Here is a 20,236-nt window from a genome sequence, read left to right as displayed (position 1 = left end):
GATATAGGATATATTAGACTTACTTGGAGCTCTTACTACACCTAAGTGGTTCAGATTACCAGTGGTACTGCGTAGACCGTTACTAATATCACGAACCGAATCTGCCGAGGAAAAATGACAGAAAAGCATACTGACTAGATGCGTCCAGCTGTTGATCCCTTTCTGATGTTTGTCACTTTTGTGCTTTGAAACCAAATCTTTGAATAATTCGCGGTCGATAAGAGATAAAATCTGACTAAAAACATTTAAATTTATCATGGCGGTGTGTTATAATTTTGCGATTTAAATATAGCAACTTTGCTATATCTAAACACCGCCACTTTTTAAACGTTTAGGACGCAAGTGATATGCAGCAATTACAAGCAACGTTCAACTAAACTACAATAACAAATTTTAATCACTGATTAACAGGTCATTCCATTCAATTGCACAAAACAAAATTTCAAACAAGAACTTTAAATGATCTCCATCGTTCAGTATTTACTTCCAGCATCATTATCGCTGCTTCCTTTTGCGGTATCGGCGCAGCAGATTTCCCTCACAGGTATCGTCCGGGATTCAGCGAGCGGTACTCCCTTACGCGGAGCGCTGATCCGCACAGAAAACGACAGTATTGGAAGCAAGACAGATGCACAAGGGCGCTATGTATTGACTCTTCCAAAAGGCCCACATCGATTGATGGTTAGTTACATCGGTTATCAACCACAAGAGCTGGATGTCGCGTTGAGTCAATCTTTCCAGCAAAATTTTCATCTGCTGCCCTTAAGTCAACGTATAGACGAGGTCATTGTCAAAGAGTCAAAAAAAGGTGAATCTATCGCCGATCCACAAATGGGAACCCTTCATCTAAGCACCAAAGAGATCAGCGCTCTTCCGGTAGTTTTCGGTGAAAAAGACTTATTAAAGACGATACAGTTACTCCCCGGTGTGCAAAGCGGCGGTGAAGGTTCAACCAATTTTAATGTACGCGGCGGCGACGCAGGGCAGAACCTGATCTTATTGGATCAAGCCACTGTATATAACGCCTCCCACCTACTCGGTTTTTTTTCAACCTTCAATTCAGACGCTATCAAGGATATACAACTTTATAAAGGCGATATCCCGGCTCAATATGGTGGCCGTATTGCATCCGTGCTGGATATTTCAACGTTAGATGGAAACCAGAAAAAATTTAGTACCGAAGGTGGTATAGGTATTATTGCTTCCCGATTAAAGGTGGAAGGTCCGCTTGAAAAAAACAAAAGCTCCTTTCTCTTCAGTGCGCGACGCTCTTATGCCGATTCATTTCTGAAACTGGCCAAAAATAAAGACATGGCCAAAAATACCCTGTACTTCTATGATCTGAATGCAAAACTTCGCTTTAATTTCGGAAAGAAAACGACTTTATATCTTTCAGCCTATAATGGAAGGGACAGACTCAAATACAGCGATCTATTTAATATTGCCTGGGGAAATACGACCGCAACGGCACGATTGAACCACCGCTTTAATCCAAAAATATCAAGCAATACTTCTTTTATCTATAGTGGATTTAATTATCAGGCAGGGGTTTCGAGTGAACAGACCAATTTTGAGGTTGCTTCGAGGATCCGTAACCTCCAGTTCAAGCAGGACTTCGCCTATTATGCCAACGCCAATAATACCATACGACTAGGTGCGGGAGCAGTTTTTCAAGCGATCAGACCCGCCAACCTTTCCTCACCCACAAATCAATCCGTCAATCCAACAGCCATCGAAAGTCAACGCGGCATTGATCTTGGCGGTTACGTTTCTCATGAATGGAAGCTAACAAGTGCATTTTCGATTCATTACGGGCTACATATACATGATTTTATGGTTCTGGGCCAACGTACTTTTTATGAATTTGACAAAAACGGCAATCCTATTGGGGGGAAACGCGACAATAGCCGAATTGCAAAACACTATATCAATATGGAGCCACGCGTATCGGCAAGTCTATTGTTGGACGAACAGAGCAGCCTAAAAGCCTCGTACAACCGAGCCGTTCAGAATCTACACCAATTGAGCAATAGCACGGCCAGTCTACCCACAGATCAATATGTACTCAGCAGCCTGAATATCAAACCACAAATTGTGGATCAAGTTGCCTTTGGCTACTTCCGCAATTTTTCAAAAAAACAATACAGCTTGTCTGTAGAGGCGTACTATAAACGATTAGGCAATCAAATCGACATCCGCAATGGAGCAACCTTGCAGGCCGACGCCCATTTCGAAGGAGAGTTACTCTTTGGTCGGGGAAGGGCCTTTGGTATAGAATGGTATCTACGCAAACATAGCGGGAAACTAAACGGCTGGATAAGCTATACCCTCTCAAAGAGCCAGCGTCAATTTGCAGACATCAACAACGGTACCTGGTTCAATGCACGCCAAGATCGCACCCATGATCTGTCTATCGTTGGACTTTATACCCTTTCGACAAGTTGGACACTGGGAGCAACCTTTGTATACCATACGGGAAATGCCGTTACATTTCCCAGCGGAAAATATCAGGTCAATGGAAAATCGTTATTTTATTATACAGAACGAAATGGCTATCGAATGCCCGACTACCACCGGTTAGACCTATCGGCAACCTACAATCCCAAACCTTCGACGGAGCGTTTTCATTCGAGCTGGACATTTGGTATCTACAATGCCTACAACCGCAAAAACGCCTACACGATAGACTTTCGCGAAGACAAGTCAAATCCAAATAAAACGGAGGCTTACAAAATTGTACTTTTTGGCATTATTCCTTCAGTAACCTGGAACTTTAAATTTTAAACCCATGCTATCCAAATCCTCTTATATACTTCTATATTCTATTCTTCTTTTTTCGGCCTGTGAAGAAAAAGTAGATCTCGATCTGAATGCAGATAGTGGTCGAGTTGTGATCGATGCACAGCTTTCCGATGCGAGCAATGTGCAACGCATCCGGGTTTCGCAATCCGTAGCTATTGATGCAGAAGCGGGTTCTACAGCTGTCAAAAGCGCAACAGTAACTGTCAAGGACAACTTGAATCAAAACTATTCATTCCAGCATGAAAAAGATGGCTATTATATCAATCGCAATTTTAAACCTGTAGTTGGGCGAAAATACAGCCTGCATGTCGGTGTGCAAAAGAAGCAGTTTGAATCGAGTAGTACTATGCCCGCCTATATCAACGTAGAAACGACACGAATTATTGAAAAGGAGATCGCCGGTAAAACGTATTTCTTTATCGCCTTGTCCTTTAAAGATCCGGCCAAGTTCGCGAATTATTATATGTATACCTTATCCATCAACGGGAAGGAGTTTCGGTTTGCCAGCGCAGAAAGCGATCAGTTTAACGATGGCCTCCAGGTAACACATTATATATCAGATCTGGAACGGAGTCTATCTCACGGAGACAAGCTCAAGTTGCGCCGTTATTGTGTGGACGCCGGAACTTTTCATTACTGGAATGATTACCAAAGCACAAACTTGTCGACTGCTGCTCCGGGGAACCCTAAGTCTAATATTTCCAATAATGCCCTCGGCTATTTTTCCGTAGCCCCTGTTAAGGAATATGAATTGCTGATTCCTTAAGATATATTGATCATAAGCCCGACCAAACATACAATAATGCAGCGCAAAATGTTGGCACGATTAACCGTTAACACCGATTATCACTTACTTCCTCTTTTCCATCAGCAATCATCGCATTGACGTCGGCCATATCCCCAGCTTCCAAATGTTCAATATCTTCAGCCTGCTCTTCGGAGTAGCGATCAATAAAGAATGTACAGCCCATCGGAAAATGATCGGACCCAACAGAAGGATAAATAAACAATTTGTCAATAAATACGGTCGGACTATGAAACAGCAGGTCCAAAGGCACTCTGAAAAACCAATAATTGGCATGAAAGGTGGAAAGAATACCTCGCCCGATGCGTGCATCAATCAATTTGCTGGTTTTTTTGAACAAGAGCGAAGATTTGGCCCAGGCCACATTGTTAAAATCTCCCGTGACAACGACTGGCATTTTATAATCGCGTACCCGTTTAGCCACATTGAGCAGATCGCCATCCCTTTCTTTGGAAGTTTCCTCTTCTGTCGGACTCGGCGGCGGTGGATGCACAGCAAAAAAGATAAAACGATGTCCATCGGCAGTTTCCAGTTCAGCTTCAATACTGGGAATATCATCTGCTACAAAATAATGCACCTGACATTTGTTGATCTTCAGATTGGTATAAAAATGCATTCCGTAGGTATTGTCCAGCGTAACCTTCTCAAAATTGGGATAAGGCTTTTCCAGTACACGTAAGGCTTTTTCCCATGCGGCATCACTTTCCATGGTCAAAAAGATATTTGGCTTTTCTTCCCTTATAAGGTCAATAAAGCGATCATAAGCCGTATTGAATTGCAGTACATTACAGGAGATCACTTTGATACTATCAGATGCATCCTTGCCCTTTTCATATTTTTCGCGACGCCAAAATTTGGTGTAACGTATCAATATATAGGCGTGGTATACAATCAGCGCCAGCTGTCCCCCCTGCAACCACCATATCCACGAATCTTTCCCCACGAGATAAAAACCCATTGCCAATGCCGGCACCTGAAATACCAGCAGTTGCAACTTCACAAATTCAGCTACCCGAAAGATCCAATGCTGGCTTTGGGCAAAGGGTAATATACTCAGTAAAATTAATAACCCTGAGAAAACAGAATAGAAAATCAGCATATCGTTCGAGCAAACATTTTAAACAAACTTAAACAAATTACGGTTACTTCCAACAGACCATCATTTATCAAGCGCTCCTCAGCTATTAAATACCCAATTGCTCGCCCTTCATATAATCCACGCGTGTCATGGCTAATGCATTCGGGAAGTTCGTGTGGATATACGCAATCATTTGTTCCCGAATATAACAGCTTAGATAAAACAAAGCTAAAAATAAAAAATGATTGCTATTTCAATCATTTTAACTACTTTTGTTTATAATAGCGAACAAAAATAATATATGAGCTCTAAGAAACAAATCATTTTCCCTAAGTTAGCCAAACTTATGGAACAAGTAGGCGAAAATATTAAGTTAGCAAGAAAGCGTCGTAAATTAACAACTATTCAAGTTGCAGAGCGAGCTGGAATTGCGCGTTCAACCTTATACCTTATTGAAAAAGGAGATACAAGCGTCGCATTTGGCGCATATTTAAATGTGCTCCGGGTATTGGGGCTACAAAATGATGTCTTGCAATTAGCAGCAGACGATGATTTAGGAAGAAAACTACAAGATCTCGAATTATTAAAGTAGCAATCAATGGCACACAACAAGTTTGATATATACGTATATGCGCACTGGAAAGGGATGGCGGAGCCTAAACTTATAGGGACCCTCTCAGCACATTTTGCTAAAGGTAAAAAGGCATTCAGTTTTGAATACGATAAAATATGGTTGAAATCGGAGCAACTTCAAATCTTAGACCCTGAAATACAGTTTTTTTCAGGAACACAATATGCTAGCGAAAAAGGAAACTTCGGTATATTTCTAGACAGTATGCCCGACACTTGGGGGCGAACACTCATGAAAAGACGCGATGCTCAGTTGGCAAAGGGGCGTGGCGAAAAGCCCCCTTCTTGTATGATATTGATTTGCAGATAAGATTGGCATATCAAGAGCAGAAAAAGAATTAATGAGTAGAGCATTTAAAACACATTTCTAGATCATCCATCACCTACCCCTACTATTTTCAAGAGACCATCATTTATCAAGCGCTCCTCAGCTATTAAATACCCAATTGCTCGCTCTCCTGATAATCCACCCTTGTCCTGGCTAGCGCATTCGGGAAGTTCGTGTGGATATACGCTATCATCTCCTCGCGGATAAAACAACGCAGGTCAAAAGCTTGCCCCGAATTGCGGCAGCTCATCAGGCAGCGGATCTCCATGGTACGCTCTTTAAAGTCAGTTACCTGAAGCACATTGACTTTACCGTCCCAAAGGGGGTGTCCGGTAAGTAAGGCTGTCAATTTCTCACGCAATAGCTGCACAGGTACGGTAAAATCTGTATAGATAAATACAGTACCCAATATTTCAGAAGTCGTACGTGTCCAATTTTGGAATGGTTTTTCGATAAAATAGGTGATGGGCAATACCAAACGGCGTTTGTCCCAGATATTGACTACTACGTAAGTGAGATTGATTTCCTCCACACGCCCCCATTCCCCTTCAACAACCAAGACGTCATCCATTCGGATAGGCTGTGTAAAAGCAATCTGAAAGCCAGCAAGTAAATTCCCCAAGGACTTCTGTGCAGCAAAACCGATGATAATACCGCCAACCCCCACTCCCGTGAGCAAACCGGCGCCGATCTTTTGCATGCTATCAAAGCTTAATAGGATAATCGCCAAAGAAATTACGATGATGAGGGTGACGACCACTTTCCGGATAAAGACGATTTGCGTTCTAATCTTTCGTTCGCGCAGGTTATTCTCCTTATTGATATCAAAACGATGATAGAGATAATCTTCAAAAACCTTAATCCCCTGTATCAGCACAACAGCAAAGAAACCGACCAATAAAAGTTCATTGGTTTTGGTCACGACGCGGAGGGTCCTTTCGTTAAATTGTGCGAAAGGCAACAAACTGTTAAAGACAATTAATGGGATAAATACACTCAGCACACGGTTAAAGCGACGGATAAAGGAACGGAAAAGGGAATACGATTCCTGTTCAATGGCCTGCCTGCGCAATAAAGGAATAAATATCAGCTTAATCAAAATACCAATCAAAAATGAAAATAGAATTAATGCAATATTCCAGAGCCATGCGGGCCATTTCTGTGAAAGTTGAATTAATGTTTCGTTCATCATACTGTTCTTTCTTTGTGTTAACACTTGTCTTTATTAAAGTATAACTGCTCAGCAGGGTTAACGTTTGTTTTATTTTGAGAAAGATTGGTTAAATAAACAGCAAAGAATACGGCCATGCACTTTGCTAAGCACATGAATGCTGATACGCCATAATAAAAAGACATGCACAATACCAAAAATCAAGAATTCTTCAAAATAAAAATTAAAAAAAACATTATCACACAATAATATTAAGTGATAAAACCAAAAAAAACAATATTAATAAGCATAAACGGAAAAATAAAATGAAAAAAAGAGCAATTATATGCTAAAACAAAAGAAATAGAGGCAAAAAGAAGTAAAAAATCAAATAAAAATAAATTTTTATCAAAAAAAACAAATAAAAAACAGATTAAATTTTGCAAAAACAATAATATTCCCTATATTTACAACACCTTAATAGGTTTATAATTGGTTATTTAAAGGTTTTCATCTCCCCGATTGAAAACCTTTTTTTTTATTTTATATTTAACCATCAAAAAATATGTTCTTTGAACATTCTTTACAGCAAAATCCAATCAATCTCTAGCAAATCACCACAAATATGTCCAAGAATTTGATCCCCTTAACTTAAATTATCAGCATTAACAGATAAGACTATCCTCGAACAGCCTTTTGGTATGTTTTTTGAGCCCAAAGAGCCAATGACAGACAGGTGACTAACTTTATGTAGTGCATTACTTAAATATACTATGTAAGAGGTAATCTCCGTTTATTAAGAAATTTAAAAGATGCGGAACATCAAACTTTCCAAAAAAAATTAAACCAACAATATAGATAAACAATGAGCAAGAAAAAAGACAATTCTAGATGGCTGAATGTGGCCATATCCTGGGGAGCGAGTATCGTCATCATTGGGGTACTATTTAAGATTCTACATATCGGTGGCACCACAGCCAATTATATGATCGGAATCGGTTTGGCTGTAGAAGCCTTCCTATTCTTTTTAATGGGCTTTAATCCCCCTCCTGCAGAACCAGACTGGACACGTGTCTATCCTGAATTGGACGATAATTTTACTGGGGAGCTACCTCAAAGAGGAAAAACTGTGGTTGCCCAACCTGCAGGCCCATCGGCCACAGCTGCTTTGGACAAAATGTTCGCCGATGCAAATATTGAACCCGCAAGCATTGAAAATCTCGGTCGTGGCCTACGTGATTTCAGCGAAAAAGTATCCGCTATCAATAAGCTTTCAGATGTTTCACTTGCGACAGAAGAATTCACCCATAAGCTCCGAACAGCAACTTCTAAGTTTGATAACCTGAGCCTAGCGTTTGAAAAAGCTTCGCAAAACCTAGTCGCCATGTCGAATACCTCTGGCGATACGTCCAACTACCACGAACAGGTAAAAAGTTTGACAACCAACCTAAGCCAATTAAATGCGATGTATGAACGTGAGTTACGCGATTCGGCCTCACATTTACAATCGATGAACAAGTTTTATGAGAACCTAAGCTTTACTATGCAGAACTTCAACGAATCGCTGGATGATTCCAAAGCATTTAAAGATGAAGTGGGCAAGCTAGCAAAAAACCTCAATGCCTTGAATGCCATTTATGGCAACATGTTGAGCGCGATGAATCAGCCGCGTGTGTAATTAATTCTTGTATTACTTAAATCAAAAACAATGGCATTAGGAAGAGAAACTCCAAGACAAAGGATGATTGGCATCCTCTATCTGGTCCTGCTCGCCTTATTGGCGCTCAATGTACCGGATTCCATCTTGGATGCATTCAAAAATATCAACAACAGTCTCGAAACATCCAAATCGAATGTCAGCACAGCCGTTCAACAACTGTTCACCGCGTTCGAAAACACCAAATTAAAAGAAGAACCCGCACGTGCCAAGCCCATTTATGACAAGGCAAAAAAAGCGCAGGCTATTATTGGAGAACTCAATCAATATATAAGTTCCTTAAAAGAAGAGTTCGTTAAACAAGGTGGTGGATACGATGAAGAAAAAGGCGATCTGGCCCAACGTGAAAACGAAGATATTTCGCCGAATCTGATGATCAATGAGAAAAAAGGAACTGTTTTAAAAGATAAAATCAATACAACACGTACTAAACTGTTGGCCCTACTGACACCTGAAGAACAAAAAATGGTTTCGTTCTCGCTGGAGGCGAAAGATCCCGAAAAATCTGTAAACGGTAAAAAATCCTGGGAAGAAATTAATTTCGGCAGTGGTACCCCTTTGACCGCAGCAATGACCATCTTGACCAAAATACAGACCGACGCACAAAATGCAGAGTCTGATGTGGTTAAGCTAATCTTAGGAAAAATGGACCAAGCAGTCGTGAACCTGGATAAATTTGCAGCGGTTGCTGTAGCTCCTACATCTTATTTGGTGCAAGGACAGCCCTATAAAGCCGAAGTATTTCTGACGGCATCTGATTCCAAATCTGAACCGGCCATTTCTGTTAATGGATCATCACTTCAGGTGGTGGATGGAAAAGGTGTTTATTCGGTCAACACCAGTCGGGAAGGTATCTATACCTGGACCGGTGTGATCAAAGTAAAACAAACCGACGGATCTTATAAAGAATATCGCACCCCTGTACAGACTTATCAAGTCGCGCGTCCTTCGGCCGTGGTATCACCAGACAAAATGAATGTACTGTATATTGGTGTAAACAACCCGATATCGGTATCAGCTCCGGGTACATCTACCGATAAAATCCGTGTCAGCATGAGTGGCGGTAGTATTTCCAGTGCCGGTGGTGGTAAGTATAATGTGAAAGTAAGTTCACCGGGTACTGCACATATTTCGGTTTCGGCTGAGGTGGCACCGGGAAAAACACAAACCTTGAGTTCGACAGAATTCCGTGTGAAACGCATTCCGGATCCGATTGCCAAGTTTGCTGGCAAAACCGGTGGATCAATGGCTACCGTTGCACTTAAAGCACAAAATGCATTGTTTGCCAAACTGGATAACTTTGACTTTGATGCAACTTTTAGGGTCACCAAATTTACGATGATTATTGCTAAGCCGCGTGCGGATGCAATCGTATTGTCCACTTCTGGTGGCCAGCTAAGCTCAAGCATGTCTTCAGCCCTTAATGGCATTGTACCAGGCACACGCGTGATATTCGACAATATCGTTGCTGTAGGTCCTGATGGAACCTCAAGACAGCTTAATGCAGTTGCGTTGACGGCCAATTAATATAACCGACCTACATCTACTACATAATAAGCAACTGCTCCTCCATAGAAACTGGCAGTTGTTAAGAAACATTAGCCCTGCTCCAGAAAGAGCAGGGCTTTTTATTCAGATAAAATGCGATATAATTCAAGGTTTAGGTAATACACGTTACGGCTCACCGCACGTTTTTCGAGTATCCCCATCTCGGAGAGCTGATCAAGATATTTACGCGCCGTATTTTCGGCATAGGCCCCTTGATCCGTTAGATGTTTAACGCGTGTAAAAGGTTGCGTGAATATAGCTTCTACCAAGAGTTCGGGCCTGATTATATCTCCCTTTTGGACAATAGCATCCAATATCGCATCTTTAGCCGCAATAATATCGTTGATCTTGTGATAGGTCAATGTCGCGGTTTCCTCTACGGCTTTCAGCATATACAAAATCCAATTTTTCCAGCTACCCCGCTGAGAAACACCAGCAAGACCATCGTAGTATGCCTCTTTATGCTCCATGATATATCGGCTCATAAATAAGATGGGGTAATCGAGCAAGCCCTTCTGTGTCAGATAATGAATATTAAATATACGTCCCGTACGGCCATTACCATCCCTAAAGGGATGAATTGCTTCAAACTGAAAATGTCCGATGACCATTTTTAAAAGTGGATCCAAGGGATATTGTGTATCATTATTGAGAAAGTCAATTAAATTGTCCAGTTTCTGTTCCACCACACCTATCCCCCTTGGTGGCGTATAATGTGCTTTCCCTGCGTTTGGTCCCGACCCCCCTTGCTTTATATAGATCTGCGCAATGGGCGTTCTGATACCGTCAGAGAACTGACTTACAATTCGATACATTCGGATAAAATAATCGCGATCAATGATTCCCCCATTGGACAGATAGTGATAACCGTCCCATAATGCTTCCCGATAATTTAGAATTTCTTTGGCAGCTCCCTGTACCTGTGGTTGCTGAGACTCACTGAATGCTTGATATAATTCGTCGTCTGTCGTAAAGATATTTTCTATCGCACTCGATGCCTTAGCCTCTTGCAAACTGATGGAATTGATTAATATACCCTGGTTAGGTATCACAATGCTTCGTCCCTGTAGACGACCTATTGCCGCTTTGGCATTTCCCAGTTGCTCATATATTTCGACAGTCTTATAGTATTCGGGAGCTATCGGCAATTCAGGAAGTCCATTCCATGGTGCTGTTCTATCGGGGTTAATCCTATATGTCATATACGAATATACAAAAATGAGCATTAAAAACTTACATATTTTAAGGTGAACATTACTTTAAACCTCAAATATGATTTCTCAAAGACAATTAACCTTAAAAACAAGTACATTTTGAGGTGAACACCAATTCGAGCCTCAAATATAATTCTCTGAGGCCGGTTCACCTTAAAAATGCGCATTTTTAAGGTGAACTTTGGCCATACGATAGGCACCTGCAGATGCCTAACCTCTATTTCTTCCTGAATATACGATTTAACCATCGGCTCAATAGAAAGCTGGCCAGTGTACCAATGAGCGCTGTCAATGCACTGTGCAGTAGTCCACCCACTGAAAATGATGCCCAGACGCCACAAATAGTGCCGCCAATGGTAGAAAGTTTAACATCACTCCAGCGCATCTGTCCCTCCTTTCTTGGGGATCTGTTTGACCGCTTTTTTATCCTTATCCGGATCATCACCTTGTCGGCTTTCGTCCAGAACACTTGCAGAAGCATTCTTGTCCCAAGTTGCTGCTTCGTCCTTATCTTTTTCTAAGACGGATTCCACAATACCAAGCCCGAGCGCAATATATTTGGCGATATTCAAAGCTTTATTTGGCAATTTAACAGGCGCTAGCAGGATCACCTGCAGGACCGCAGCAATTTTATCTATAATTTTTTTCATATCTCGTTTGTATTTAACTAGCGTTAGGCTGTAAATTTGTTCTCTATCGTTAAGGTGGCCTGCCCATCTTGTACCATTTCAATTATAGTCTGATACAACTGCTTATAGGCTTCGGCCGATTGATAGACACCCCAGTCGTCATTACTTTTATGAAAATAGGTTCCAACCAGCAGGCAGCCTTCCGTATCTTCATGCGTATTGCCGATATGGATGTAGACGAGACTGAAATTGGGGATAGCACTAATTTCGATCATCCCCTCGTGCATATCCGGAAATCGCTTTATGTATGCGGTATTCATCCCGCCCTTCCTGTTGATCCCGAGTTTGTAGGTTCCCGCAGGAATAGCTGTCCGGCCTTTTATCTTTACATCGCGCACGGTGTCTTCGAGACCATAACACTGGAAAGTTCCGTTGATGTAGAGTTCGGACAGGGTACTCTTATTCCCCTGCCGAACACGTCTGAGTGTCAGTTCCATACGTTACGAATTGCCATAAACTAACTCATAGGTATATTCATGCCCGGGCGTATCCGTTAGGGTTACCCGGTACTTCGCGTTTTCGAAATTCGAATTATCGGCCTGTACCTGGTACATCCAAGATATCCCTTGTCCGTCCATGTCCTGCGCCATCCCTACTTCCAGCTCCAAGTCATTTGCATCGAAAATTCCGACCTGTACTTTCACCACCTTCATCACATCCTTTACCATAAATAAGATCTGATCCATGGCATTGCCTTGGTAACCACTATCGTCCCAACGACGAATGACGGGTGCCGAAAAGTAATCTTTAAAGGCAACATTGAAGGCCGTCTGGTTGATATTAGCCTTGGCCTGATAGGCCGCCTTTAGGTCAGGATCCTGTATCGCCGTACGAGCGTATAACGAAGCATCCATAAAGCGATTTTGTACATCAAGCTGTTTAACTGTGGGTGCTTTTTTATTTTGAAAAGTCGGTCTACGGGCGATGATTGTCTGATCGCCACGTTGCCGAAATACGAGCATCTTGCCTACTGTCCCTGATGCTCCCTCCATGACGACATTACCCTTTGATTTTGCCATTACTTGTGTTTTTAAATGTTAAATAATCTGTTGACTGTCACAACAAAGGGCGCCCATCATTGCGTTGACGATACAAATATGCACTCGAAAGCAAGCGATGTCAATAGCTACAGGTAACTGCGGTGAAATACGGTAGAATACGATGGAAAACGCTTAAATACGACACCTGCACATGGGTTATCCTTGAGCTTAACAAGGGATAAGGTAGGGTGATCGTTTAGTCGAGGTAGTGTGTTTCTTGTGCCAAGCTAGAGTGGAGCGTAAAATTGCCCAGATCCGGTACTTATAAAATCCGGGCAATTGTCTCTTCCACGCTACTTGTACTTTTTGGGATTTGCCTTAATATAGGCAATGATTTCATTTTTAAAGTAATAATCCTTACCGTCCAGATTGTAGCCCGGGAGCTGGGGTTTGATCTGCCCCAATTTGGTATCCCTGATATGCAGTAATTCTTTTATATCGGTATTATCCAATAGTTCGGACGTTGTATTGATCAGGTTTTGGCTTACCTGGCGCGCTTCCTTGGCGATCACCTGCACCGCCTGTACGAGCGCGCGTAGTTCGGATCTTACTTCTTCAAAAAATTTTTCCATAATCTTAGTTTATTTTGACTATCATTCGGTTTATTAATTCAGTTTAATTCATCCCCACTATCCGTCTGCTCATTCAAACACGTGCAGCTTCTGCCGGAGTTCCTTGATATAGCTGCGGGTCACAGCGAACGAGCGCTGAGGGCCCTCGCTCACCACAATTTTACTCTTCAAAAAGGAAACAATAAAGTTCATATTGACTAGGGTCGATTGATCCACCTGAACAAATTCGGTTGCTGGTAAAAAATCGACAATTTCTTTTATGGTCTTTTTTGCCTTTCGCGGAACTGGTTTGCCAAACACATCCAATTTCATATTTCTTTCAAAAAAAGCCAGTTCATTGTCCCCTTTCACTTTCTGCACGAAGTAAATATCACTAAACTGTACTCTTTGACACATTTTATCGGTCATTTCGATAAAGGCAAATTCAGGCTGTGGCACAAATTTGAGATTGATCGGAACAGCCAAACGGCGAAAAGCATTTTCTAGCGCTCTGCAGACCATCGGAAACGTAGCCGGTTTAGGCATAAAGTCGGCCGCATCCAAATCATAAGAGCGCAGCGAAAACGCTTCATGCTCCGTCACAAATACGACCTCAGGCCTTTTCTTGGCATCGATAGACTGGTAAAGATCCATTCCATTGAGCAAGGTATCGTCGGCCCTTTGGTCCAGCACAACATCCATAAAAAGCACATCATACTTGCCGGAGTTGATTTTCTGTAAGGCATCTTTTTTATTATCCGCCACATCGATAAGGAGATCCAAATCTGTTTCTTCTAAAAGAGTTTTTAATTTTTCAGCATCAGGTCGAAAATCTTCAACGATAAGAATAGGGATTATTGGCATATGGCATTATTTTATAAAATACTCAGTTAAATCACTTTTCGGTAGTTTTGGAGCAGCGTAAGCTGGACGCTGAAAATGGGATTTTGTTCGCGATATTCAATCCGATATGTTCCGGGCAATACCGCATCGAATAGTTCCTGCAGCAACTTATTGCCCACCCCTGTATGCCCCGCTGAGCGCTTTCCGCTAACATAATTAATCATCTGGAAATGCAACTGACCATCTACCCGCGTCCATTCCATGATAATTTGACCCTGTGCTCCCCGAGGACTATAGTTCAGGGCATTTTCAAACCACGAGAGCATGGATGCCGCAATGATAGAGCGGCTCCAATCGGTCGCAAAGAGGACTTCTTCCCCCTTAAATAGCATCAAGCGGTCTGTAAAACAGGAAGCCATCACCTTGAGCTGCTTCCATTCTTCGGCAATAGCTACTTTTACTTTCCGGTTTGCCGTCACTGCAATGATGTATCGAAATAGTTCCAGTGTATCGTTTCGGTGCAGCAATTTGTTATGCTGCACGATCTTGATCCATTCTTTCACGAAATGCTTAGAGAGACGTCCCGCCAGCCTGCCGGCATTCAATTCCATTGTGAGCAATTGAAACCTTAGCCAATAGGAACAATTTCTAAAAACGCTGTGTACAATTAAGGCTGTCCCCAGTACCAATAAATTGCCTACCATGATCCGATTGTGGAATTGCATCAAATGATAATCCGTCAGTTTTCCGGCAAATGAAATGCCGTGAGCAGGAAGCCACGAGTAGGTATAATACACCCAGAAATCTATACTCAGGTATTGCCAGCAGCCCAGCACAAGCAGTATGACCAGTTTAAGATAAATAGAACTTAACTGCAATAAATTTATCGCCAGCCAATACATCGCGAATGAAAACAAGTATGGTCCGGTTAAGGCCAACAGATGTCGCATGGTCAATCGATGCCAAACCTGAATATTCATTTTGAGCAGCAGCAGCAGCAAGAATCCTGTTCCGATAAAAAATAAGATGTATCTCCGCGTGAAAAACTGGGTTATTTTGGTCCGTCTATCTTCCATTATATCCTATTTTAAACGATGGCTAAATTGTTTTTTCTATAATTGGTGTACTTTGAACACTTAAATTACAAAAAACAAAGCGTAAAGAATAAATTAATTAAAAATAATATTTCGTCAAAAGGAAACACCATCCCTATCAAGAAATTACACATCAACTCACTTACTTCATTTCATAATTTTTACCCTTTTAGCAAATTATCCGTTTTTAGTTCGAAAAATTGACGATTTTTCACGTCGAAAAAAAAGGCACGTTCTTGTAAATATATAGGCATTACCCACGTGAGTGCATCTTGTGAAACGACCTTTCTCTCTTTAAGATCCGGACGATAAAAATGAATCAAGGGCCAGTTTTCCCATGCTGTCCATTCCTTCATGACAATGCGGTTTATCGTCGTGTTTAGTTTTCTCTTAAACCTCTTCATAAACCCATCAGGTTGCTCCGCTCTTTTACAGCGCAGCCCTTTTGATAAAGCCAGATTCCACAGTCCATTGTTCTCATTTTTTTCCATCAGCAGAAAAGAGAGGGGAATATGAAACCGGAAGGCAAGCTCGGCGATACTCGCGTGGAAATACAGTCCACTAGCTGCGACGGGGACCTTAAGCAAAGATCGGGTCCCTTTAGCAGCTAGGCGATTCACCCCTTCGTCCGCATCAAGGTATACCAGCACCAAACGCTTCTCATTCAAATCGGATACGACATTTTTGAGCACTGTACTTCTTGAGGCGTCGATATAGCGCAGGCTATCTGCTTCGAGATTGTTTAGCTGCATCAGGAGTTCAGTCTCTTTTTGTTCCTTTTTAATGATACCGGGCGAAGCTAGCACAGAGATTTTATAGCCTGCTGCAAGCAGATAGCGCGGTATCAGACGGTATGGGCCATAATGGAAAGAGATGACAATCCCGCTAAGATCAGTTGGGAGCATTTCAAGACAAGAGGCGTCCAGCATTCGGTCCAGTTGGACGGGTTGCAGCATCTTGGCAAAAGACTTTCGGTAAGCGCTCCATCTCAGGTAATTTATTTCAAGATCTTCTACCGTAAATTCCGGAAAAAAATTCCATACGTTGGCAAACCAAAACGGTTTGGTCAATTGATTATTGTTCATTTAAATTGTGGTCTAGAAAAATTAGGTTATTATTCAATCAGTGAACAGCATCGCCTTCCGACAGAAAGCGATGCTGAATTAGCGTTAAGGTATTTCTACCCAACATTTTTCATCGTCAACGACATCCCCCATTTCCGGAAATAGTTGCATCATCTGAGGCAAAGTTAACCCCAGTTCGACGATAAGATCACTTGTCTGTATGTTGTCGTTCATGTTTGAATTGAATTAAACATCGGCCTGCAACGATACGGGTCAGGCCACTCCCGCTGGCTGTACATGCACTAAAATTGTATTAGCTAACGATCAAATATGGCTGAAATCCTTAAAAAAGAGGAAAAGAATGATATGTTACCCAAAAAGAAAGCTAATTGCCTTCGCCGAGGTAAGGGATAAGAAAAGAGGTCAGATATCCTTGTTTTTTTGCATAATTTCGATAGAAATCGGTCATCTATCATTTTTTTAAGTATTTCTCAAACCTCGATTTTACTTTTAAAACATGGATTGAGCCTTTTATAAAACCTGATTAACTGCATATCCAATGATCAAAACTTTTCATTTTATATTGCCCCAGGTGCCCCAATTTACCAAGCAAGTAAGAGCATTTTTGCCCAAGCTTCCCGATTCACAGTTACAGCGCTATGAGGATGCGAGCATCCAATTGCTAGAAGAATATATTGATTACCATAGCGTTATATTTTATCGCGTGCAGGTTCAGGTGCAAAGAACGTTTCAATTGTCCGTGCAAACCGATAAATCCGATTATCATCTGCTGTATAATAGGCATTCCGTTTCGACCATTAACATAGAACATACAGCAAATAATAGTCACGTGCATCTCCCTTCTGGATATGATACTTATGCCTATATTCCCAAAGGCAAGATGCAAACGCTTCTGGTGCAGGGAGAATATTTGATCTATGGAGTTCTGGTCGATATAGGGTATATTCGATCAGCAATATTTAAAGAAGACCATTTTCTATTTAAATTCAGTACAGCACATTTACGCGACAAAAAGCGGCTCTACCAAAGTGCACTATGGCCAATCAAAGAAAAGACAAGCTATCAGCTTTCTAGAATTGAAGAGCATTTTTTCAATTATCATAAAGACAATGAAGCTATGGCTGTAAAACTTGTCTATGACCTATTTGATATCGCCATTTATAAAAATTTTGAACACTATGAAAAGATAGATCCCGATCAATTCCTAGCCGAAAGGGCCGAACAAATGATCCGGGATCAGGTGATGCAGACTTTTAGCAGCTGCTCCATTCATGCGATTGCAGAACAGCTGCAGGTAGACATGAGCAGATTGAACAAAATCTATAAAGCCATCTATAGTGAAAGTCCGAAACAGACCTGGACTAGGCATCTTATCCTTAAAGCACAAGAGTTATTGCTGGCAGGACATTCGGTTAAAGAAGTCAGCAATTATTGCGGGTACGGATCCCAGCAGAATTTTTCAGCTTTTTTTCGGAAACATACGGGCGTCTGTCCGAGCGCATATAAATAATAAAACCGCCTATTTATCCCCAATATTCGGCATTCGTCCCTTGTATCAGACATTTCGTCCCAAAAATGCGCTCTTCCACTAAAGAATAAAAATACAAACTCGAAGAAAAGACGGGGCACCACCGCACAAAAAATCATACAACGGCCTACCTAAAATTCAAACATCTTTCGAAAATTACTGCGCTAACTTTGGTATAAGATAACAGATCAGAGGACAGGGAGATGCCCGTCCGGTCATTAGGAAACACCTCCACGGCCGATCCAGGAGGATAATAAGGATAAGCAACAATAATAAACTTAAAAACATTAGAAATGAAAACATTAGCAAAAAGAATCATCGGCACCATGAGCATTGGTGTGATGGCATTAGGAATTTCGTTGAGTGCAAATGCGCAAAGTATTCAAAGTGAAAAAGAAGTTAAAGGAGAGAAAGAAGTAAAGATAATAGCGGCGAATCAGGTATGGTCATACCATGGCACATCCTCAGACTCTCCTACCGATCCCAGCAAATACAGCTTGGGGCCAAGTGAAGAATGTGAAGGTGCTAAACAAACTGTTTGCCAGATCAATGCCCCTGCCAATCCATCAAACCCCTCACAACCCGATATGACGGCACTTGTTACCCCTTCGGGGTCATCTACACCAACAACTATCGCGCTTCGCATCAGCACTGCCAACAGTAGTAAAACACCGAATGAAACTGTTACTGATTTCAGGCCGTTTTAATTCAAGCTATAGCTCAAAGAAAGTAGCGAGGGAACTATCCTTCGCTACTTTCTTATGATTATTCCATACCGGTCATATTTTTAACCTCGGCTGGAATATTAAAAATATAACCGCTACTATTCGGCAAAAGTTTAAATTGTTCAGTTTTACCGTCAATGGTTACCGCACGGACAATTTGCTTTTTAAAACGTTCGTCTTTATTCAGCCGTCTCAAATCCGACCATCTTAGCCCTCTACGGACCAATTCCTTACGCCGCTCCCCAATTATTGTTTTCAACAAAGCTTCTGAGTTAGATTCCGTTACAGGCACAAAGAATTGCTTCTCAATCCGATTTTGTAAGAGCTCATTAAGTTGTTGCTTAGCTAGCGTCGTATTGCCTAGTCGCGTATTACTTTCAGCAGCATTTAATAAGACTTCAGAAGTTGTAAGTCCAACAAAGAAAAGGTAGGTTCCCGAACCTACGTAATGACCTTTAAACGTGTAGCGCCCATCGGTCCCTTTTTTATAGTTCGCCCGAAATCTTAGGTCATGAGTATCATACATACTCAATAAATCATCAGCCATATAAGAACCTCTGCTTCCACCAAACATAGTTGTACCATTTGAGTATGCAAAAAACAAAGTTTCTGCATTCATAGCCGGATAAGGAAAGGACGCATCCACACTCATAGCATTGAGATCCATCAACTTATCGTACCGTGTCAAGACCAATTCAGCATATTTCTTTGCATTTCCGTAATCTTCCATCGCCATATAGACTCTTGAGAGTGCGGCATGAGCCGAAATCTTATTAGGTCGTGTCACAATCCCTAATTCATTTGGAAGCAAGCCAGCTGCTTCCTCCAAATCCTGAATAACCGAGCGATAACATTCCCCGACGGTTGACCGCTTGGTTTTGTCATTGATATCTGAGCTCAACTTGAGGGGTATTCCAGGTACATTATTATTGCCTTTTTCATCAAAGGGCGCAGCATATATCTGCAGGAGTATAAAGTGCATAAAAGCTCGATGAAATAGTGCTTGCCCTTTGATATTATTAGGATCGAGGCCTTTTAAAATTTTAATATCCGACAATCCATCCAATACCGTATTGGCTATCGCAATAGCCTTATAGGCATCCCGCCATAATATCAATTTCTCTGTTGCCGAATATAAATCTGGGTTTTGAAAGGTATACACCTGCTTATCAAACACGTCAAGATTATTATAACCAGCATCCGTAAGTAGAAAATCATCCGTGCAAGCTTCCAAGAAAAAAGGATAACTTCCGAGATTCAGTTCATTGCCCGCATCAAGGAGTGCCTGCATATCCTCCAATGTGGATGGCACCGTGCTGGTTTTATTTGTTTTATCCTCCAAAAATTTATTACAGGAAGCCATAAAAAATAGGCTTGCTATAAGTAGCTTGTAAATATATTGTCTCATC

The 20,236-nt window shown here is 41.5% G+C and carries 22 protein-coding genes; 8 read left to right on the top strand and 14 right to left on the bottom strand.

The features are described from left to right. The coding region (locus IQ31_RS12010; protein ID WP_145328144.1) for a DUF4372 domain-containing protein at positions 1 to 258 on the bottom strand (258 nt) is incomplete at its 3' end. Between the two features lie 201 nt (positions 259 to 459). Between IQ31_RS12010 and IQ31_RS12005 the strand changes: the two genes are divergently transcribed. Next, the gene (locus IQ31_RS12005) at positions 460 to 2,784 is read left to right on the top strand and encodes a TonB-dependent receptor (RefSeq protein WP_244294462.1); all 2,325 of its coding nucleotides are present in this window, start codon (positions 460 to 462) and stop codon (positions 2,782 to 2,784) included. Between the two features lie 4 nt (positions 2,785 to 2,788). Further along, positions 2,789 to 3,568, top strand: coding sequence for a DUF4249 domain-containing protein (locus IQ31_RS12000; protein WP_145328143.1), 780 nt, complete (start codon positions 2,789 to 2,791; stop codon positions 3,566 to 3,568). A 67-nt stretch (positions 3,569 to 3,635) separates the two neighbouring features. Here IQ31_RS12000 and IQ31_RS11995 read toward each other — a convergent pair whose 3' ends face one another. After that, complete coding sequence (locus IQ31_RS11995; RefSeq protein WP_145328142.1) at positions 3,636 to 4,706, bottom strand: endonuclease/exonuclease/phosphatase family protein; 1,071 nt, start codon at positions 4,704 to 4,706, stop codon at positions 3,636 to 3,638. 280 nt (positions 4,707 to 4,986) lie between these two features. On the opposite strand from IQ31_RS11995, the gene IQ31_RS11990 reads away from it, so the two are divergent. Next, positions 4,987 to 5,277: a helix-turn-helix domain-containing protein gene (locus IQ31_RS11990; RefSeq protein WP_070570037.1), complete on the top strand. Its 291-nt coding sequence runs from the start codon at positions 4,987 to 4,989 to the stop codon at positions 5,275 to 5,277. Positions 5,278 to 5,283: 6 nt separating this feature from the next. Next, positions 5,284 to 5,625 carry a HipA N-terminal domain-containing protein gene (locus IQ31_RS11985; protein ID WP_208734241.1) on the top strand — a complete coding sequence of 114 codons (342 nt, stop codon included), beginning with the start codon at positions 5,284 to 5,286 and terminating at the stop codon, positions 5,623 to 5,625. A gap of 124 nt (positions 5,626 to 5,749) precedes the next feature. Here the strand turns inward: IQ31_RS11985 and IQ31_RS11980 are convergent, their stop codons facing one another. Next, the gene (locus IQ31_RS11980; RefSeq protein ID WP_244294461.1) at positions 5,750 to 6,835 is read right to left on the bottom strand and encodes a mechanosensitive ion channel family protein; all 1,086 of its coding nucleotides are present in this window, start codon (positions 6,833 to 6,835) and stop codon (positions 5,750 to 5,752) included. Positions 6,836 to 7,658: 823 nt separating this feature from the next. Here IQ31_RS11980 and porL point away from each other — a divergent pair. Both porL and porM read left to right on the top strand, forming a co-directional pair. Further along, positions 7,659 to 8,471: a type IX secretion system motor protein PorL/GldL gene (porL, locus tag IQ31_RS11975; RefSeq protein ID WP_088159910.1), complete on the top strand. Its 813-nt coding sequence runs from the start codon at positions 7,659 to 7,661 to the stop codon at positions 8,469 to 8,471. A gap of 30 nt (positions 8,472 to 8,501) precedes the next feature. Continuing rightward, positions 8,502 to 10,037 (top strand): type IX secretion system motor protein PorM/GldM, encoded by a 1,536-nt coding sequence (gene porM / locus IQ31_RS11970; protein WP_145328141.1) that lies wholly within the window; start codon positions 8,502 to 8,504, stop codon positions 10,035 to 10,037. Between the two features lie 101 nt (positions 10,038 to 10,138). Here the strand turns inward: porM and IQ31_RS11965 are convergent, their stop codons facing one another. The 10 genes from IQ31_RS11965 to IQ31_RS28070 all read right to left on the bottom strand — a co-directional run bounded on the left by IQ31_RS11965 (position 10,139) and on the right by IQ31_RS28070 (position 16,787). Further along, positions 10,139 to 11,260 carry a Fic family protein gene (locus IQ31_RS11965; protein ID WP_145328140.1) on the bottom strand — a complete coding sequence of 374 codons (1,122 nt, stop codon included), beginning with the start codon at positions 11,258 to 11,260 and terminating at the stop codon, positions 10,139 to 10,141. A 229-nt stretch (positions 11,261 to 11,489) separates the two neighbouring features. Further along, positions 11,490 to 11,657 (bottom strand): hypothetical protein, encoded by a 168-nt coding sequence (locus IQ31_RS27340; RefSeq protein ID WP_158638870.1) that lies wholly within the window; start codon positions 11,655 to 11,657, stop codon positions 11,490 to 11,492. Further along, the gene (locus IQ31_RS11960) at positions 11,644 to 11,922 is read right to left on the bottom strand and encodes a hypothetical protein (protein ID WP_145328139.1); all 279 of its coding nucleotides are present in this window, start codon (positions 11,920 to 11,922) and stop codon (positions 11,644 to 11,646) included. Before IQ31_RS11960 ends, IQ31_RS27340 begins: the two co-directional genes overlap by 14 nt. Positions 11,923 to 11,945: 23 nt before the next feature. Next, the gene (locus IQ31_RS11955; RefSeq protein WP_145328138.1) at positions 11,946 to 12,398 is read right to left on the bottom strand and encodes a DUF5675 family protein; all 453 of its coding nucleotides are present in this window, start codon (positions 12,396 to 12,398) and stop codon (positions 11,946 to 11,948) included. A 3-nt stretch (positions 12,399 to 12,401) separates the two neighbouring features. Further along, the gene (locus IQ31_RS11950) at positions 12,402 to 12,980 is read right to left on the bottom strand and encodes a hypothetical protein (RefSeq protein ID WP_145328137.1); all 579 of its coding nucleotides are present in this window, start codon (positions 12,978 to 12,980) and stop codon (positions 12,402 to 12,404) included. Positions 12,981 to 13,294: 314 nt separating this feature from the next. Continuing rightward, positions 13,295 to 13,573 (bottom strand): hypothetical protein, encoded by a 279-nt coding sequence (locus tag IQ31_RS11945; RefSeq protein WP_145328136.1) that lies wholly within the window; start codon positions 13,571 to 13,573, stop codon positions 13,295 to 13,297. Positions 13,574 to 13,642: 69 nt separating this feature from the next. Next, a complete protein-coding gene (locus IQ31_RS11940) occupies positions 13,643 to 14,416 on the bottom strand; it encodes a LytR/AlgR family response regulator transcription factor (RefSeq protein WP_145328135.1) in 774 nt (257 codons plus the stop codon). Between the two features lie 26 nt (positions 14,417 to 14,442). Then, the gene (locus IQ31_RS11935) at positions 14,443 to 15,471 is read right to left on the bottom strand and encodes a hypothetical protein (protein WP_145328134.1); all 1,029 of its coding nucleotides are present in this window, start codon (positions 15,469 to 15,471) and stop codon (positions 14,443 to 14,445) included. A gap of 179 nt (positions 15,472 to 15,650) precedes the next feature. Then, positions 15,651 to 16,574, bottom strand: a complete 924-nt coding sequence (locus tag IQ31_RS11930; protein WP_145328133.1) for a hypothetical protein — start codon at positions 16,572 to 16,574, stop codon at positions 15,651 to 15,653. Between the two features lie 84 nt (positions 16,575 to 16,658). Further along, positions 16,659 to 16,787, bottom strand: coding sequence for a hypothetical protein (locus IQ31_RS28070; RefSeq protein ID WP_262511799.1), 129 nt, complete (start codon positions 16,785 to 16,787; stop codon positions 16,659 to 16,661). Positions 16,788 to 17,112: 325 nt separating this feature from the next. Here IQ31_RS28070 and IQ31_RS11925 point away from each other — a divergent pair, with 325 nt between their 5' ends. Together IQ31_RS11925 and IQ31_RS11920 are read left to right on the top strand one after the other, a co-directional pair. Next, positions 17,113 to 18,084: a helix-turn-helix domain-containing protein gene (locus IQ31_RS11925; protein WP_145328132.1), complete on the top strand. Its 972-nt coding sequence runs from the start codon at positions 17,113 to 17,115 to the stop codon at positions 18,082 to 18,084. A gap of 359 nt (positions 18,085 to 18,443) precedes the next feature. Continuing rightward, positions 18,444 to 18,809 (top strand): hypothetical protein, encoded by a 366-nt coding sequence (locus tag IQ31_RS11920; RefSeq protein ID WP_158638869.1) that lies wholly within the window; start codon positions 18,444 to 18,446, stop codon positions 18,807 to 18,809. A 58-nt stretch (positions 18,810 to 18,867) separates the two neighbouring features. Here the strand turns inward: IQ31_RS11920 and IQ31_RS11915 are convergent, their stop codons facing one another. Then, positions 18,868 to 20,235, bottom strand: coding sequence for a RagB/SusD family nutrient uptake outer membrane protein (locus IQ31_RS11915; RefSeq protein WP_145328131.1), 1,368 nt, complete (start codon positions 20,233 to 20,235; stop codon positions 18,868 to 18,870). Position 20,236 lies beyond the last annotated feature (1 nt).

This window comes from Sphingobacterium siyangense (assembly GCF_007830445.1).
In the GTDB taxonomy this organism is placed as follows: domain Bacteria; phylum Bacteroidota; class Bacteroidia; order Sphingobacteriales; family Sphingobacteriaceae; genus Sphingobacterium; species Sphingobacterium siyangense.
The sequence above is the reverse complement of the archived record's forward strand: the minus strand, read 5'-3'. Positions and strand labels throughout refer to the sequence as shown.